This window comes from Providencia sp. PROV205 (genome assembly GCF_028479505.1).
Lineage (GTDB): Bacteria > Pseudomonadota > Gammaproteobacteria > Enterobacterales > Enterobacteriaceae > Providencia > Providencia huaxiensis.
The window spans coordinates 1-17828 of record NZ_JAMPNU010000030.1; the positions used below are offsets into that span (position 1 = coordinate 1).

Annotated in this window: 16 protein-coding genes; 7 read left to right on the forward strand and 9 right to left on the reverse strand. The window is 37.2% G+C overall.

What is annotated here, in order from left to right:
* Positions 1-159: 159 nt before the first annotated feature.
* The 3 genes from purT to PR800_RS16675 all read right to left on the reverse strand — a co-directional run bounded on the left by purT (position 160) and on the right by PR800_RS16675 (position 3533).
* Positions 160-1338 carry a formate-dependent phosphoribosylglycinamide formyltransferase gene (purT, locus tag PR800_RS16665; RefSeq protein WP_166265761.1) on the reverse strand — a complete coding sequence of 393 codons (1179 nt, stop codon included), beginning with the start codon at positions 1336-1338 and terminating at the stop codon, positions 160-162.
* A 123-nt stretch (positions 1339-1461) separates the two neighbouring features.
* A complete protein-coding gene (gene rarD, locus PR800_RS16670; protein WP_195697633.1) occupies positions 1462-2388 on the reverse strand; it encodes an EamA family transporter RarD in 927 nt (308 codons plus the stop codon).
* A gap of 149 nt (positions 2389-2537) precedes the next feature.
* A complete protein-coding gene (locus tag PR800_RS16675) occupies positions 2538-3533 on the reverse strand; it encodes a LacI family DNA-binding transcriptional regulator (protein ID WP_272531164.1) in 996 nt (331 codons plus the stop codon).
* A gap of 471 nt (positions 3534-4004) precedes the next feature.
* Between PR800_RS16675 and PR800_RS16680 the strand changes: the two genes are divergently transcribed.
* Positions 4005-4634: a response regulator transcription factor gene (locus PR800_RS16680; protein ID WP_102140074.1), complete on the forward strand. Its 630-nt coding sequence runs from the start codon at positions 4005-4007 to the stop codon at positions 4632-4634.
* A gap of 607 nt (positions 4635-5241) precedes the next feature.
* Here the strand turns inward: PR800_RS16680 and PR800_RS16685 are convergent.
* The 3 genes from PR800_RS16685 to PR800_RS16695 form a co-directional block, all read right to left on the reverse strand.
* The gene (locus PR800_RS16685) at positions 5242-5883 is read right to left on the reverse strand and encodes a helix-turn-helix domain-containing protein (protein ID WP_210848511.1); all 642 of its coding nucleotides are present in this window, start codon (positions 5881-5883) and stop codon (positions 5242-5244) included.
* 213 nt (positions 5884-6096) lie between these two features.
* Entirely contained in the window at positions 6097-7431 is a 1335-nt protein-coding gene (gene rimO, locus PR800_RS16690; protein WP_272531165.1) for a 30S ribosomal protein S12 methylthiotransferase RimO, read from the reverse strand.
* Between the two features lie 193 nt (positions 7432-7624).
* Positions 7625-8554, reverse strand: coding sequence for a DUF7916 family protein (locus PR800_RS16695; protein WP_206276963.1), 930 nt, complete (start codon positions 8552-8554; stop codon positions 7625-7627).
* A gap of 281 nt (positions 8555-8835) precedes the next feature.
* On the opposite strand from PR800_RS16695, the gene PR800_RS16700 reads away from it, so the two are divergent.
* The 5 genes from PR800_RS16700 (at position 8836) to efeB (ending at position 12882) form a co-directional block, all read left to right on the forward strand.
* The gene (locus PR800_RS16700; RefSeq protein ID WP_239979399.1) at positions 8836-9393 is read left to right on the forward strand and encodes an iron transporter; all 558 of its coding nucleotides are present in this window, start codon (positions 8836-8838) and stop codon (positions 9391-9393) included.
* A 127-nt stretch (positions 9394-9520) separates the two neighbouring features.
* The gene (locus PR800_RS16705; RefSeq protein ID WP_102140078.1) at positions 9521-9856 is read left to right on the forward strand and encodes a cupredoxin domain-containing protein; all 336 of its coding nucleotides are present in this window, start codon (positions 9521-9523) and stop codon (positions 9854-9856) included.
* 11 nt (positions 9857-9867) lie between these two features.
* The gene (locus PR800_RS16710) at positions 9868-10701 is read left to right on the forward strand and encodes an FTR1 family iron permease (RefSeq protein ID WP_102140079.1); all 834 of its coding nucleotides are present in this window, start codon (positions 9868-9870) and stop codon (positions 10699-10701) included.
* Positions 10694-11596 carry an EfeM/EfeO family lipoprotein gene (locus PR800_RS16715; RefSeq protein ID WP_102140080.1) on the forward strand — a complete coding sequence of 301 codons (903 nt, stop codon included), beginning with the start codon at positions 10694-10696 and terminating at the stop codon, positions 11594-11596. The genes PR800_RS16710 and PR800_RS16715 overlap by 8 nt, the downstream gene beginning before the upstream one ends.
* An 11-nt stretch (positions 11597-11607) precedes the next feature.
* On the forward strand, positions 11608-12882 hold the full coding sequence (gene efeB, locus PR800_RS16720; protein WP_272531166.1) for an iron uptake transporter deferrochelatase/peroxidase subunit: 1275 nt from the start codon (positions 11608-11610) through the stop codon (positions 12880-12882).
* 116 nt (positions 12883-12998) lie between these two features.
* On the opposite strand, the gene PR800_RS16725 is transcribed toward efeB, so the two are convergent.
* From PR800_RS16725 to PR800_RS16735, 3 genes are all read right to left on the reverse strand, one after another.
* On the reverse strand, positions 12999-13733 hold the full coding sequence (locus tag PR800_RS16725; RefSeq protein WP_102140082.1) for a vWA domain-containing protein: 735 nt from the start codon (positions 13731-13733) through the stop codon (positions 12999-13001).
* A 184-nt stretch (positions 13734-13917) separates the two neighbouring features.
* Complete coding sequence (locus tag PR800_RS16730; RefSeq protein ID WP_210848507.1) at positions 13918-14814, reverse strand: hypothetical protein; 897 nt, start codon at positions 14812-14814, stop codon at positions 13918-13920.
* Between the two features lie 166 nt (positions 14815-14980).
* Positions 14981-15907, reverse strand: a complete 927-nt coding sequence (locus PR800_RS16735; protein ID WP_272531167.1) for a LysR family transcriptional regulator — start codon at positions 15905-15907, stop codon at positions 14981-14983.
* Between the two features lie 144 nt (positions 15908-16051).
* Between PR800_RS16735 and PR800_RS16740 the strand changes: the two genes are divergently transcribed.
* Entirely contained in the window at positions 16052-17827 is a 1776-nt protein-coding gene (locus PR800_RS16740; RefSeq protein ID WP_272531168.1) for an adenine deaminase, read from the forward strand.
* Position 17828 lies beyond the last annotated feature (1 nt).

Here is a 17828-nt window from a genome sequence, read left to right on the forward strand (position 1 = left end):
ACAGTGTCAGTAATTGGCGCTAGGGGATGACTCGGTTCCGTTTTGGCCCTTCATAAAACGGTCACAACGACCATTTTGAAACAATCAAAGCAGGCAGCTATCGCTGCAATATACAAGCGCTCACTCACTTAAAGTGGATGAGCGCAGATCTCATCGAAGTCAACCAGAAACACACACTGTACTAGCGGTTTTTTTGGCCATATCTAATGCATTTTCAATAGAATCCGCAATAGCCAAAGCAACACCTAATCGGCGAGTACCTGCAATTTCAGGTTTACCAAATAATCGTAATTGGGTATCAGACCCCAACGCTGAACCTATATGTGAAAAAACCACATTTTGACTGTGTAAATTGGGTAAAATAACGGCTGAAGCGCTTGGCCCATATTGGCGGATCACACCGATTGGGAAACCAAGAAATGCACGCACATGTAAGGCAAATTCAGATAAACTCTGTGAAATAAGTGTCACCATCCCCGTATCATGAGGGCGAGGTGAAACTTCATTAAAGATGATATCATCACCACACACGAATAATTCAACACCGAATATTCCGTAGCCCCCTAGAGAGGTAACAATTTTCTCAGCAACGTCCTGCGCTTTTTTCAATGCAACCTCACTCATGTACTGTGGTTGCCAAGACTCACGATAATCGCCTTTTTCTTGCCGATGCCCCACGGGTGCACAAAAGTGAATACCATCTATCGCACTGACCGTTAACAATGTAATTTCAAAATCAAAATTAACCATTTTTTCAACAATCACACGTCCCTGCCCTGCTCGCCCACCTAGCTGTGAGTAATCCCAAGCCTGCTCTAATTCATCTTGAGAGCGGATCACACTTTGCCCCTTCCCTGACGAACTCATCACCGGTTTAACAATACAAGGAAAACCAATTTTTTCTGCCGCTGTGACAAAATCGGGTTTGCTATCCACAAATTGGTACTCTGATGTTGGCAGCTTCAACTCTTCTGCGGCTAATCGGCGGATCCCTTCTCTGTCCATAGTAAGCACAATGGCTTTCGCTGACGGAACCACTTTTTGCCCTTGCTGTTCAAGCTCCATTAATACCTGTGTCGCAATCGCTTCAATTTCAGGCACAATAATGTCGGGTTTTTCAATTGAAACGATTTGCTTCAGCGCTTCGCCATCAAGCATATTTATCGTATAACTGCGGTGTGCAATATGCATCGCCGGCGCATTATCATAGCGATCAACTGCAATAACTTCGATACCCAACCGTTGACATTCAATCGCCACTTCCTTGCCTAACTCTCCAGCGCCTAACAACATCACTTTTGTTGCTGATTTACACAGCGCAGTACCTAATTGATTCATAATTGATAACCCTACCGACAAAAAGTTAATATCAATTATATACGCAATCGATTGCTTTTACTATCAAGGATAAAAAGTCACAAAACAAAAACCTCATAACCATTTGATAATAATATCAATAAATTAATCTAGCGGTGTTTTATCACGCCCTGTAATAAAGGGGTCTTTATGTGAAAATTTAATATACTGTTTGCGTAAAATAGCGAATACACAAAACATTAAACCAACCCAGATGAGTGAAAAACTGATGCCTTTAACCCAATCAAATAGCTCATTAAATAAAAATACGGCTAATAAAAATTGAATTGTTGGTTCTATATATTGTGCCAACCCGATCACCGTTAATGATGTTCTTTTAATTGCTGCTGTAAAAAAGAGCAACGGAATTATCGTAACAGGAGCGGCCAACATATAAAGAATTTTGATTTGCCAATCGCCTTGTGCCACTTCACTTAAACCATTAGATACTAACCACCACGTGATCGCTATTGCGATAGGAAGTAGCCAAAGTGCCTCTAGAAATAAAGACGTAATCACATCAAATCGAATAAATTTACGAATTAACCCATATATCGCAAATGCACTACCCATAACTAACGCTAAAATAGGTAATTCACCATACTGCCAAATTTGGTAACCGACCCCCGCACAAATAAAAATAACAGCCATTTTTTCTGCGAAAACAAGCCGTTCGCGAAGAAACAAAACGCCAAGTAAAATAGAAAATAATGGGTTAATAAAATACCCAAGGCTAGCGGCTAACACCTGCCCATGAGTTAATGCGTAGGTAAATGTTGTCCAAGATATCGCCATAACCGACGAACTAAATAAACAGAGGATTATCGATCGTTTATCAGACCATACCTGGCACCACAAAGATTTGTTTTTAATAATTAAGCGAACAAAAAAAAGTATAGGGATAGACCAGATAAGACGTTCAGCAAGCAGCTCTAGAGGTTCAGCGCCGGGAAGTAAACGATAAAATAATGGTGTTATTCCCCATAAGATATAGGAAAAAATAGCAAGGGCCACTCCCGAGCGAAGCAACATAATTTATCCACAATACAATCTGATTAAATATATTAGTCCGTATCATACGCCAAAATGCAGAAAATAAAACTTGTTAGAAAAAGCGGTTTATTGGGAACTCAAAAAATCAATTGAATAGCTGCTTATTAGGTTTGATTTTCTCGACAAAATTAAAAAGAATCACGTTCTAACAAGTCACAAGCAACATATTCAACACGGCTTTGCTGCCGTTCTTCTATAATATGCAAAGCAGCTTGTTGGCCTAACTGATAGTGTGGCAACACAACCGTACTTAATGGTGGATAAAACAGCTCCCCAACCCCTATCATATTATCATAGCCAAGTACTGCAATATCTTGTGGGATACGCAAACCATGGCTAAGCAGCACTTGATAAGCTAAAAAGGCAATACGGTCATTTCCACAAATAATGACATCAAAATCAGGTTTTTTATTATCAAAATGACTATTAATTAAAGCTATCACATCTAAATAGTGTTCATCACCTAACTCTAAATGGTATTGCTGAAGTGATGATAGTGGTAAATTAGCATTTACCCATGCAGACTCCACCGCTTCACGGCGCGTTTTTCCAGCTAGAGTCTCTTGTGGAATATAAAGACAAAGAGGATTTCGATACCCTTTCTCTATTAAGCGATTCACCGCATTAAATTGACCATTAAAATCATCTGGCACATAAGCTGGAAATTGCCCTTTTTTATCTATGCAATTAGCTAAAACCAAACGATTATTATGCAATGCTTCTGGAATAGCCACTTCTCGAAGCCCCATTGTAGTATAAATAATACCATCTGGCCGCTGAGATAATAATTGCCGAACAGCTCTTTCATTATCTTCACTAGATGTAATATTAACAACAAAGCTACTCCAACCAAATTGCCTCGCTGTTTGCTCTATGGAAAGAATGATTTCGACAGAAAACGGGGTTGTTGCTGTATCCAGGGCCAAAACGCCGACGGTTGACACCCTAGAACCTTTTCCTCTAATTTTTCGTGCCGAAAAATCAGGAACATAATTGAGTGACTCAATAGCTTGTTGGACCTGTTTCAAGGTTTCAGGCCTAAGTAATTCAGGATTATTAATTGCCCGTAATACTGTCATCAATGAAACGTTTGCAAGCCGAGCTACGTCTTTTAAAGAAGCCATTACGTATATTCACTCATCGAAACTAGATAAAAATAAATTCTAACATGTTAGATATAAAAAGCACTTAATCTTCATCAATTCACAAGTTAAGTACTATCACCTAAAAAAATAGCATAAAGTTCACATCTAAGACTTTTTCTGACTAATGATTTAAGATATTATTGATTAGCTTTAACAATATTTCCATCAATCACTTTATGTTAAAGAACACATTTAATAAGTAAATTTACCTAAGATGTTACACATCATTAATCGAATATTACTCAATGACACAAACTTTAACTATTGTTTCTATTTTTATATTAAATTTAGCTAGATGATGTTTTTAATATAAATTAAGGTCGGTTATACATTATAAAAAAAACAACGATCAGTAGAAAATATTATTGTGAAATTTAAATTTCACTTTATTTATCTACGTATTTTATCAGATTGATATGAATATCAAATCAGTTCAACAGGAGTATGGTGATGAATAACACCATTCATATAATTGTAGAAAGTGATAATGTCTTTAAGAATAAACTGAAATTAATGATAGAATCTTTTGGTTTCACCTTGAGATTTTATAATAATGAAGAAGTGTTTATGAGTAATTATACTTATCCTAATGAGGATAATGTAAAAGAGTGTATTTTATTATTCTTAAACAATGATGAAAATCGTATTAATCGATTAAACAATATAAGTAATTCATTTGGTATTGTTCCATTCATTGTGCTTGCCGAAGAGCCTTCTGTCAGTCTGTGTCGAGAGAGCTTTAAAGCTGGAAGTTTTGATTTTTTTCCCTTTCCTTTCAAGGACATTGAAATCTCAAATGCCATCAATAGTGCAACGGAATTATTTTTAAGCACGCATGAAAAGCATAAGAAATATACTCATCTCTCTGATAAATTTAACCGCCTTTCGGTTAGGGAAAGAGAAATTATGGATATGATATTAGAGGGCAATACGAGTAAAGAAACGGCTGAAAAACTGTCTTTATCACCAAGGACTGTTGAGGTTCATCGCTCTAACATTTATACAAAATTAGGTATTAAGTCATTGCCACAACTTATTCAAGAATACGAATACATTAATACTTATCCTAAATATATTTAATTCATATGATATGTTTACTTTTCTATAGCGTTATTATTTCTGATGGTTTTATTCTAAACCATCAGAAATTAATTATCTGAGAAATGCTAAAGACACTATAATTTAGATAAATATAGATTAAAATTCTGCCAATTATGAAATAATGATTTATTTTTACATGAGATAAACAATAGTACCACTCTATTATGGATTAAAAAACCAAGTAAATTGATAATTCCAATAGGAATAACAGCCCCTAATACTTACAAGATAAAATAATATTTTTTTAGGTTATTGAAATACTATTTAAAATAAAATGTTTTCTATCACGCCATTTTTTAGTAAGACAATAGCCTTTCTCATCGGTATTCATCCATCATAAATCTAAAAAAACAAGGCTAAAAACAGTATACCGCCTTACCAAATCCCTGCATAATGAGCATCGTTTTCATTTTCTTTTCTCGATACATCAAGTAACGATACAAGCAGATAGCTACGCTTTATTTATCTATTGGCTGTCGTTCAAAATATTGGTAAATTTTGTGCGCTTTGCTATTTTTGTTTTGTTGTTGTCCACAAAAACATGCGAAAGCGCTATTTTTTTACTCATCAGAACACATGCAAGAAACTATTTATAGTCTTTAATGTTGATTTCGTACTGCTTTAGTTTGCGCCATAACGTTGTCCGCCCCATAGCAAGGACTTTATGCATTTGCTGAATTTTACCTTTGCAAGCTTGTGCAACTTCAATAATCAAAGCTTTCTCAACTGAGTGAATATCCAAGTTAGTGAATCGTTGCTCTTCCTTATCGACCTTAAAAGCCTCTTGTTCATAATAGTGGAATTTCAATTTTTCACTCACTTCTCTTGCCAAAGATTGCGTAAGCGCAAACAAAACATTGCAGCAATTCTGAGTTGAAGATATAGCGACAACTAATACAGGCTCACCAGTGTGTGAATATACTGGTGCTAAATAATAAAAGATCCCATGTAGTTCAATTGGAGCTGCATATAGCCTAACTTGTGATCCACAAGTTAAATTACCTGATAACAAGTTTGCTATTTCAAAATTACCGCTAAACTCATTACTAAGCCAAAACGTTTTTCCATCAGTGCTAACGAGAGAACTACAAATATGATCATCATGTAATGAGGCTAATCCATCTTCAATAGTTGTATAAGCAAGCTCAACGATGTCTTCGTAATCATCTGAATTATAATTACTTTCTATTACAGGTGTTGTAGTTGGAAATGTTAAATGGGTTGACATAGTTATCCTTATTCTTCGATAAGAGTTATCTGATTATGTCAACTTGCCATTTAATTTTTATATTCTAGATCAAGTTATTAATTGATAGATTTAAAACCATTGATCTGCATCAATTTTATAATTAAAAGCAGTATATCTGTGTCCTAAAAAACAAAATGGCTAACTTAATTTACCTAAGTTAGCCACATAGACTTTTAAAACGCTTTCATCAAATTACGAAGTAACTATATTCCCCCACAGATCATATTCATCTGCATGCTCAACGAATACTTTCACTATATCTCCAGCGCTAACTCCAAATTCACCATTAAGATAAACCATGCCATCAATTTCTGGTGCATCAGCCATACTACGGCCAATGGCACCTTCATCATCAACTTCATCAATAATAACTAAAATCTCTTTACCAATTTTATCTTGTAATCGCTGTGTAGAAATTTGCTGTTGTAGTTGCATAAAACGATGATAACGTTCCTCTTTAATTTCTTCAGGAACTTGATCAGCTAACTCATTCGCTTTCGCACCTTCGACAGGACTATACTTAAAGCAGCCTACTCGATCTAACTTAGCTTCTGACAAGAAATCTAATAGCATTTGGAAATCTTCTTCTGTCTCACCAGGAAATCCGACAATAAAAGTTGAACGTAAGGTGAGTTCAGGGCAAATTTCACGCCAATGTTTAATACGTTCAAGTGTTCTTTCAACAGCACCAGGGCGTTTCATTAATTTTAAAATTTTGGGACTTGCATGCTGTAACGGAATATCTAAGTAAGGTAAAACTTTACCTTCTGCCATCAAAGGAATGACATCATCAACATGTGGGTAAGGATAAACATAATGTAAACGCACCCATACGCCCATTGAAGCAAGTTGTTCGCATAACCCCACCATACTGGTTTTTACAGGTTGCCCATCCCAAAAGCCTGTTTTATTTTTAACATCAACACCATATGCGGAAGTGTCTTGTGAAATAACCAGTAGCTCTTTTACGCCTGAAGCGACCAAACGCTTAGCTTCATTTAACACATCACCGATTGGACGGCTATCTAAGTCCCCTCGCATAGAAGGAATTATGCAAAAAGTACAACGATGATTGCACCCTTCGGAAATTTTTAAATAAGCATAATGTTTCGGTGTCAGTTTTACCCCTTGTTCTGGGACTAAACTAAAGAAAGGGTCATGTTCAGGCTTCGGAACATAGTGGTGCACATGGTTAAGTACCTGCTCATAGCTATGTGGACCTGTGATCTCCAATACTTTCGGATGCACTTCACGAATTTGGTTCTCTTTCGCACCAAGGCATCCTGTCACAATCACTTTACCGTTCTCATTCAGTGCTTCCCCAATCGCTTCTAACGATTCCTGCACTGCACTATCGATAAATCCACACGTATTCACAATAACTAAATCAGCATTATCATAGCTTGGAACCACTTGGTAACCATCAGTGCGTAATTCAGTTAAAATACGTTCTGAATCAACTAGGTTTTTTGGGCAGCCAAGAGAGACGAAACCAATTTTTGGCACCGGATTAGTATTTTGCGACATAACTCACTTCTTTTATTGTGTTATAAATATTGTTTTAGAAAAATGGGCGAAATTTTACCTGAAGAATTGAGGGAATTGTATAAATTTTTGTCGAAAATAATCTGTATTTAGAGCTGAAATAGGATAAAAAAATCTTGCTTGAAATAGGCGATTTCTGCAAAGTATTTTTGTAAAAACCACCTAAGAATGTTAATCAACGATTAACTGAACGAGCAATACGTGAGTAAGTGTGCCTAACCCCTCGGATCACAATACTATAATTTAAAATATTCTCAGGTAATGCAACTCCGTTATACCCTGAATCACCAATATGATGTAAATCTGTCCCGGCCATTTTACACATTAATGCTATTTGTCGAATAGTTTGTAAATCTGCACCTTCTTGAGAAGTCCCAATCGCTGTCATTGTCATCACACCTTGGGAATGGCAATAACTCACCATTTTTTGCACAAATTCTAACGAGATCCCGGGGACCGTTCCCGGCGCTGGGAGCAAAATGATATCTGCACCACTGTTAATAAAAGTACGAATATCATCTTCTGTTATGAGTTGCTCAGCTGAAGCATTCAAAACCCCTGAAGCGTGCATTTTCCCTGTAATAAGCACAATATCTTCACCCACAACAGCTTTAAGCTCTTTAAGACTTTGGTTAATTTCCTGATTAGTAACTCCATTTCCAGGGTTTCCCGTTAAAACAATAATGTCAGCACCCATTTCTTTTAGCTTAATGGCATTTTTTACTGTTGCTAATCGCCCTTCCGATATTTTCCATTGCTCATCTTGTGTCGGATTATTAAATCCATCAGGGACGGGCTCTAAATTAACGCCTATTGATCGTCCCGTTAAACGCTTAAGTGTGCGAATGATTTCTTCGGGTTCAATCCCTTCAGGTAGGCCTTGCATAATTGGTTGATTAACATCAAAAACATTTAGCAGCAAGATATCTGCGCCTTGACTTGCGGCTAATTCAGCATTCGTCACTGTCATTAATACAGGTTGAATAGTACCAATGGTTTCGGAAACTAATATCCGCCCTTCACTGGCTTTAATAGATTCTAATAGTTTCTTTTTATTGAAATTTATAATTTCAGAAGCTGAACAATCAAGATAACGTCGTTGCATGGCTGTACCTTTATTTTCAACAAAATTGATGAATAACTCTTTCGAAATAAAATATCTACGTTCGAAATATATCACGTAGTTAATAATAAACAGCCTAATAGAACACACTATTAGTAAGTTATTTTTTTTAAAATAATAACTATTTCTAACACTCAGATTTTTATATAAAAACAAACTTTTCAGTGGCAAGTAATTTACTTATCGTAAATTACCACTTGTTTTTTAGTAATAGTAATGATTATCATTACAGCTCTATATCACTTATGGTAAGGACTAAAATAATGAAACTCGCCTACAAAGCTGCTGTTTCAGGTCTTGCGTTGTTTTCAATCTCTGCATTAGCTCAAGAGTACCCTCTCGGTCACCCTGTGATCAAAAACGGAATGGAAATCCAAGGCGTTTATCTACAACCCATTACAATGGATACCGAAGAAGGCCATCATGCAATGTCGCACTTAGCGGCAGATAAAGCAGATGTCCACTTAGAAGCAGATATTCACGCGGTTGAAGATAACCCAAATGGCTTTGCAGAAGGTGATTGGCTCCCTTACCTAACCATTGAATATTCGGTTACCAAACTCGGTGATAAACCACAAACTCAAACGGGCACGTTTATGCCGATGGTGGCCAGTGATGGTCCTCATTATGGGGAAAACATTAAATTAGATGGCAATGGTAAATACCGTGTCACTTATAAAATTTATCCACCATCACACAATAAAGATGTTGCCTTTGGGCGCCATATTGACAAAGAAACCGGCGTAGCACCTTGGTTCCAACCTTTCGAAGTCTCTTGGGACTTTGACTACGCAGGTGTTGGCCGTAAAGGTAGTTACTAATTTTAATCGAAATTAACTAAGGGCTTAATCAAGGAAGTTTTCTTGCATGAGCCCTTTTTTGTTCGTACTTATTATTTATTTGTACTTATTATTTGTTTGTACTTATTAAAGGATAAACCAAGCCAAAATGAAAACATTACTGCGTTTTTTACTGGTTATCGCTTGTACAATAATTCCCCTATCTTCATTTGCTGCGGAAAAATACACTGTCGAATTAGAAATGAAAAATGGTGATCTCATCCCACGTGTTCTTGAAGTTCCCGCAAAAACGATTATTCGAATTAAAATTACCAATACAGGCACTGAGCCCGCAGAATTTGAAAGCATTCAGTTAAGAAAAGAAAAAGTTTTAGCACCTGGAGCAAGCTCAGTTGTTGTTATCGCACCACTAAAACCCGGTACTTATTCTTTTTTTGATGACTTCCACCTTTCTCACCCCAAAGGCGAGATCATTGCGAAATAAAAGGATTTAATATGGGACAAGTTCTATTTGTTGTTTGGCGTGAAAGTTTTGAGGCGCTACTTGTCATTGGCATTATTTATGCGTGGATTAAACGTCATCCTGACGCACAAAATGGTATGAAATACCTTTGGGCTGGTGTCGCTATTGGGGTTATTACCTCCATCTTACTAGCACTTCTGATTTATGGCGTATTCAATGTCCTTGATGATACAGGGCAATCACTGTTCATGATTTTTATGGAATTACTCGCCTGTATTTTGATTGTCCAAATGGTGTATTGGATGAACAAACATGGCAGCTCAATGAAATCAGAAATTGAATCAGGAATTAGCCGTAATGCCTCTCACCATAACTGGTGGGGAGCCGCACTAATTATTGCCATTGCCATCGCCCGTGAAGGGAGTGAAATAGTCGTCTTCCTATCTAGTTTTATTATGTCTTTAACCGCATCTAATGCATCGGCTTTCTTTATCGAGGTAGGTGGAGGAATTGCAATTGCAGGTCTTACACTTTATATCTTCTTATTAACAAATCGCTTAGTTTCTTGGTCTATCTTCTTTAAAGTTACAGGGGTTATTCTATTATTCCTTGCATTATCTCTGTTGCTTAAAGGGGTCGAAGAAAGTGCAAACTTACTAATCGAATATGATTTTACTATCCCTGACTTTTTAATTTATCCCGCTTGGGATACAACTGCATTTCTCGATGATTCTGGTATCGCTGGCAATTTTATCTCTTCTTTCTTTGCTTATCGTTCACAACCTATTTGGCTCAGCGTCATTACCTTTGTCCTTTATTGGGCTATTGTGATCCCATTGTTTGCTCGGAGCAAAAAAAATGTCTAGCTCACTGAGACGGAATATCAAATGGATATCTTTTAGCTTAATACTCAGTGTTGCACTGCCTACTTTAGTTCAAAGTAAAGCACTGAGATCCCCTGTGCAAACAGGGGATAACATCATTATTGCTAAAGGGGATATACCCACTCCAGAAAAATATCAACATGCAATCCAAACCTATCTCACCTTTGCCAATACTGAGCTAGCAGAAATGGTCACGCAATTGGAATTATTGCAACAGAGTTTACAGCAAGGAAAGCTACAACAAGCTCAAACTGCATACATTCAAGCTCACCAGCACTATGAAACAGTGCGCCCAATTATTATTCTATTTGGTAATACAGATAGGACGATTAATCCAAGAGCCGATTATTTCCTCGATAAAGAAACTGATTATCGCTTTACGGGGTTTCATCTTGTTGAGTACCAATTATTTGAGCAAAAAAATGCAAAACTTGCTTTAACCGCAAACCAAGATTTATTACTCAAAGGGCGTGACTTACATAAACGAGTGGTAACAGAAACTATTGAAATACCAAAGCTCGTGCAAGCCTCGGCTGATTTTATTGAAATGATCTTAGAAACGAAATTGGGTGGTAAAGAAAATATCTACAGTTTGTCTGATTTAACTGATATTGCCGCTAATTTAAAGGGATCACAAAAAATAATTGAGGTTCTTAAACCTTTTATCAAGCCAGAAACACTTGAGAGAATACAGCAGAATGAGCAGCTCATTAATCAAATAATGCAGCCATATCAACTGTCAAATACCACATATCAACCTTATAGCCAATTACAATTAAAAGACAAAATGGCGCTTTATTCATTACTCACTCAGCAAGCTGAAACCTTAGCGAAATTACGTGCTGAGCTCGATGTCGATGTTTACTATAAATATTAAGGCATATATTTATGCAAGCTAAACTAAGAAGTATATTGCAAACCAACGGAATGTCTCGGCGTAATGCCCTAAAAATGCTCGCTATTAGTAGCGCAGTTTTAGCAGCTCCAACATTAAAAGCTCAAGGGAAAATAGCTAATTGCCAACTCACCTATAACAAAGCAATCAATTACCTTGGGCTTAACCAAGCCGGTGTTTTAACGCCTGAACCCAAAAATGCCAGCTTTATTGCATTTAATATTACAGCGAATTCTGTTGAACAATTACAAACTGTTTTTACTTTACTGACCCAGCGTATTGCTCACTTAACTCAATCCCAAATAGAGCCGTCAATCAATAACGATAAGATCCCTCCGGCAGAGTCAGGTATTCTTGGGACACAACAACAACCCGACTCACTAACTATCACCGTTGCTTTAGGAAATTCTCTTTTTGATAACCGGTTCGGCTTAAATAAAATTAAGCCTAAACATCTTAGTGAAATGACCAGTTTCCCTAACGATCGACTAGAACAAAAATGGTGTGGTGGTGATCTCCTTCTGCAAATATGTGCGAATAGCCAAGAAAGCGTTATCTATGCATTACGTGACATCCTACGTCATATTTCGCCATACAGCTTTCCTCTCTGGAAAATAGATGGCTTCTTACCTGCACGGGATATTGATAACCACTCAACTCCTATCAACCTTTTTGGTTTTAAGGATGGAACAGGAAATGCGCCTGCCGATGATAATTCGTTAATGAACGAATTAATATGGATAACAAAAGGTAGCCAAGAACCATCTTGGTGCGACGGAGGGACATACCAAGCAGTACGTCTTATTCGTTTTAATTTAGAGTTTTGGGATAGAACACCATTAGAAGATCAAGAAAATGATTTTGGTCGGCATAAAGACTCAGGGGCTCCAATCGGCATGAAAAATGAGCATGATGATCCTAAATTTGGCGAAGATCCCCATGGTGACCGTATTTTATTTGATTCCCATATGCGTCGTGCAGAGCCTCGTAATCCTGAACGTTATACCGCAAAACTGAGGCGTAGAAGTTACAGCTATTCACTCGGGCTGACCGAAACTGGGGCCCTCGATATGGGGTTGATTTTCGTCTCTTTTCAGCAAAATTTAAAAACAGGCTTTATTGACACTCAAAAACGTCTCAATGGCGAACCACTTGAACGTTATATCAAACCTTTTGGTGGTGGATATTATTTTGTATTACCAGGAGTCGAATCAGCACAAGACACCCTTGCTGAACAAATGTTTACGGCTTTAAAACAAACCGAGTGATGATACTGATAAAATAAAGCCCCTATTACACTTTCTATAGGGGCTTTACTCGGAGCGATATCATCAATTATTCAACATGTTAATTAATAAAATGCCCTCTAGATTTGTATTCATTATTATTTTTTACGTTCATTCACATCCGCTTCGACTTCTTGCTTCCAGTCCTCTGATATTGGCGCAGACATTTGTTTAGCTTCCACCGCTTTATTTACAGCACGATAAGCCTTATCGTATCCAGTCCCATCTTGGACATAACCAGTGGCATTTGAACTTTTAATTCCAATATTTTCAGCTTCAGAAATGGCATCAATATTGGCACCTAAGAAAATAAAATCCCATTTGTCTTCTGTTTCTGCTGACTTAATCATCGCTTTAATTTTTGCTTGGGAATACTTACGGCTACTATTTTCTTGCCCATCGGTAATGATTACAAAAAGAACATTATTATTTTTAGTAACTTTTCTATTTTCTTGCATTTTTTCAATGCCTTCTCCTATTGCGTCCAATAATGCGGTATAGCCACCAACAGGATAATCATCAAGCGTTAGATTAGAAACTTTTTCAATGGGTTCTCTATTATGGAGTAAACTTGTTTTATCATTAAATAAAATAGTTGTAATGTAGGTCTTTGCTTTTTTTCCTTTATTTTCAGTCAATACACTATTATATCCACCGATTGTATCAGTCTCGAAACCTGACATTGAGCCACTTTTATCAAGAATGAATACTAAATCCAAAACATCAGGATCTTTTTTGGTATCAATAATAGTTGTACTGCTAGCGACAGAAGAAAATAAAAACAAAAATACAGCTGATATGACGGTGAAAACAGATTGTATGGATAAATTCATCGCCGAGTTCCTTGGTGAGGTTAATAAAAATATAACCACCTCAATCTCGCTTTTTCACCAAATATTTCAAATAAGATTACTCTGTATACTTAATAAGCATTTTCTTAATTAATTTCAAAAAACTACTATCACATAAAAATAATATTTTTAATCAATACACAAAAAAGTAAATATACTTAAATGGTTACTCTTTCAACCAAATACCATTTTCTCTAAGTATGTTAATTTCTTGAATGAAATTATTATACTTTATATTTTCTGCAACAGAGCTTGACGAAGCGCTTCGAGACTGTTCAAGTACTAATTCTGTGATAGCATGGTGAAATTCTTGGTTTAATTCTTTATGAATATCAACATCATCGGTATTTTTTAATCGTGTAACCAACTGAATTAATTTTTCGGCTTTTACCTGTACATCTGGATTATCAAAAATAACTGTTGGAACTTCATACATAAATAGCATATTGATAGAATCTAAAGTTTTATGACTAGCAGGATCCTGCAATAAGCTTTGACCATATTCATTATCTAAATAGGTAACTAATTCTTGTTTATCAAAGCACTTAGACTTAATATTTCCATCTAATTTATCATCATAAAGTGTAATTGAATCAGGAAAGCTTTCACCCACAGGGTAGCTACACCTGAATATATTTGCATCAATAAGCGTCGCGTTGGAACTGCGAGCGGGTAGTTCAAGCTCATGCCCATTAATTGTAATGGGGTAGCTCGCAGGCTTAAACTTATCTTCTTGGCCATCGACGGCATAGACTTCAGATAATGTGTAATAAACAAAATTATTTGGGTTAATAATACCACCAGAGTTATTTTCAAAAACAAAAAAATCTGTCACATGACCTTCATCACTTTTTAACTGGTGTAACCCACTAGAAAGTAAAACAACCCCTTTATCATCTGGTAAAACGTCATAATCTTTACCATCTAGCGTAAACGTAATAGTATTTTCACTTGGATTACTATAATAAAATTTGCCTTTACCACTTAAAAGATCCATATCATCACAAGCGGAAAGTAACATAACTGCAGAGACAATACAGCTATATTTTAGTATAGTATTCATAATGTTATTCCAAAGCTTTTTAAAATTAATTTATTAACTAAAAACACCAGAGCTATCCATGATGCTCTTTAACATATTATTGTCGATATTAGAGACCATTATTCAGTTATTCGAATAAAATAACTTTACGATAAATGCGATAATAACCAAACTTAGTGGATATATCTCATACGCTATTTTCACGCAATACTTTTAACAATACCTGAAAAACCTCATCCATTAATGGTGTTGTTTGCTGGCTATTGCGAATTAAAGCGACTGTACGCGTTAACTCAGGTTGTTGTAATTGCAAAACTTTCAATTCAGGGTCACGTAAATGTACAGTATAAAGCTGTGGTAAAATAGCAATTGCTAATTTCGAACGAACTAAGCCATATAAGGTTTCAATATAATCTACTTGATAACGAATATTTAATTTTAGTCGGTGACTTTCCACCGTAGCAGCAACTAAACGTTGAATATTTCCTTTCGAAAATACGGCAATATCACGATTATTTAGCAATTTCCACGGCAAGTGAAACGCATTAACAGATACAGGGTCATCATGATGAATAACGGCAACAAAAGGGTCATCCTGCAATGGAAAGATATTTAAATTTTGAGGCACTGAGCTATCTAACACACCAATGCCAAAATCAATTTCATGATTGATAAGCTTTTCCACCAAAGCGTCATTCGTTTGGTCATAAAATTCAATATTAAGCCTCGGAAAATATTGAGTTAATAATTCAGGTACTGCTGGAAATAACAAAGAACTTACGGAAGGAACTAACCCAATACGTAATGTACCATCCCCTCCCTCTACGATGATTTTCTGAATTTCACTAAATGCACGGTGAGAAACACTCAGAATTTGCTGTGCATATGGCAAAATTGCAGCGCCTAGCTCCGTTAATGTTACGGATGAAGCTGTGCGATTAATTAACTTTCCTCCAATAACCGTTTCTATTTGCCGCAAAGCACTACTCAAAGCAGGTTGGCTCACCGCTAGACGATTTGCTGTCTCGGTAAAATGACGCAGTTTTGCTAATGTCACAAAATACTGCAGTTGTTTGAGCGTGAGTGCTGGCAGTCTCTGCCAAGGTTCTATCATAATAATGTACTTTTATTTTTATTGGGTTAGCCAATATATCTGTTCATTATAACCATTTCTTATCGCATGATAAATTTTATCATCTTGGCAAACGTTTGCGTTGCTCATAAAGTAACAGTCATAAACTGTAGCAATGGTAACTTTATGTGCATAACAAAACAAAATAGGCGTCATGTCATTCAATCCGCTAAAGGTGAAAAGCCTTTTGACCTTTTACTCGCTAATGCCAATATTGTCGATATGGTCACAGGTGAAGTTCGCCTTGCAGATATCGGGATAACCGGCAACCTAATTGCTAGCGTTCACCCTACAGGAACTCGTAGTGATGCAAATGAAACCCATGATTTATCTGGCTATTTCATTTCACCCGGCTTAATAGACACTCACGTCCATTTAGAAAGCTCACACTTACCCCCTGTTCGTTATGCAGAAATAGTTCTAGCCCAAGGAACAACAGCTGTCTTTTGGGATCCCCATGAACTTGCCAATGTATTAGGTTTAGAAGGTGTACGTTATGCTATTGATTCTAGCCGAAATTTGCCGCTAGATGTTATGGTTGCAGCCCCTTCATCAGTGCCATCAACACCTGGCTTAGAAATGTCTGGTGCGGATTTTGCTGGGAATGAAATGTCAACCATGCTGAGTTGGCCGGAAGTCCGCGGTGTGGCTGAAGTTATGGATATGTTTGGTGTGCTCCATGGCAGTGATAGAATGGAAGAAATTTTAAATGCAGGAATTACATCAGGCAAACTTATAGAAGGCCATGCAAGAGGTTTAAAAGGGGCTGAGCTCCAAGCTTATCTGGCGGCTGGCGTCACCTCTGATCATGAATTAACTTCGGCTGAAGATGCCCTTGAAAAGCTGCGTGCAGGCCTTACGTTAGAAATTCGAGGCTCACATCCTTATCTCCTTCCCGATATTGTTGCCGCATTAAAATCTTTACCTCATTTATCATCACAAATTACGGTATGCACAGATGATGTACCGCCCGACATGTTGATAGAAAAAGGTGGCATTATTGCGTTGCTAAACCTTTTAATTGAGCATGGAATGCCGGCAACTGACGTACTGCGCTTTGCCACATTCAATGCGGCAATACGCCTACAACGCCATGACCTTGGCCTGATTGCTGCAGGGAGAAAAGCAAATTTAGTCATTTTCGATTCATTGGAAATATTAAGAGCACAAGCTGTGTATGTATCAGGGCAAAAAATTGCAGAAAACAACCGACTTATTAATGCGTTAAGTATCCCTGATAATATTTTACCACCACGCGATACCATGCGACTTTCGCCAATAACCCCAAATGATTGCACACTAAAAATTGATGGAATCAATAATGGTAGTGCGCGTTTACGTCACATTCGTGGAGCACGCTTTACCCAGTGGGGAGAAATTGACGTACAAATCAAAAATAGCGTGGTACAACTGCCGAATAATTTCAGTCTTATTCGAGTTCAGCACCGTCACGGCCGCCACGATGCTTTACCTCAAATAGCCTTACTTGAGGGCTGGGGGGAATTACGCGGAGCCATTGCAACTAGCTATTCACACGATTCACATAACCTCGTTGTGCTTGGTCGTGATCCTGATGATATGGCCACTGCCGCTAATTTATTAATCGAAAGTGGTGGAGGTATGGCGTTAGTACAAAATGGCAAGGTTTTAGCTCATGTCGCTATGCCAATTGCCGGTATGTTATCTGATTTACCCGCAACTGAACTGGCCGCTCAATTTCGTCAATTACGTGAATTAAGTAGTCAAATCGCAGATTGGGAGCCGCCATATCGAGTCTTTAAAGCCATTGAAGGAACTTGTCTTGCATGCAATGCGGGACCGCATTTAACTGATTTAGGATTAACTGATGGAACAACGCGTCAAATCGTTAACGCAATCATCCATACTGTTAAGCATGCCTAGA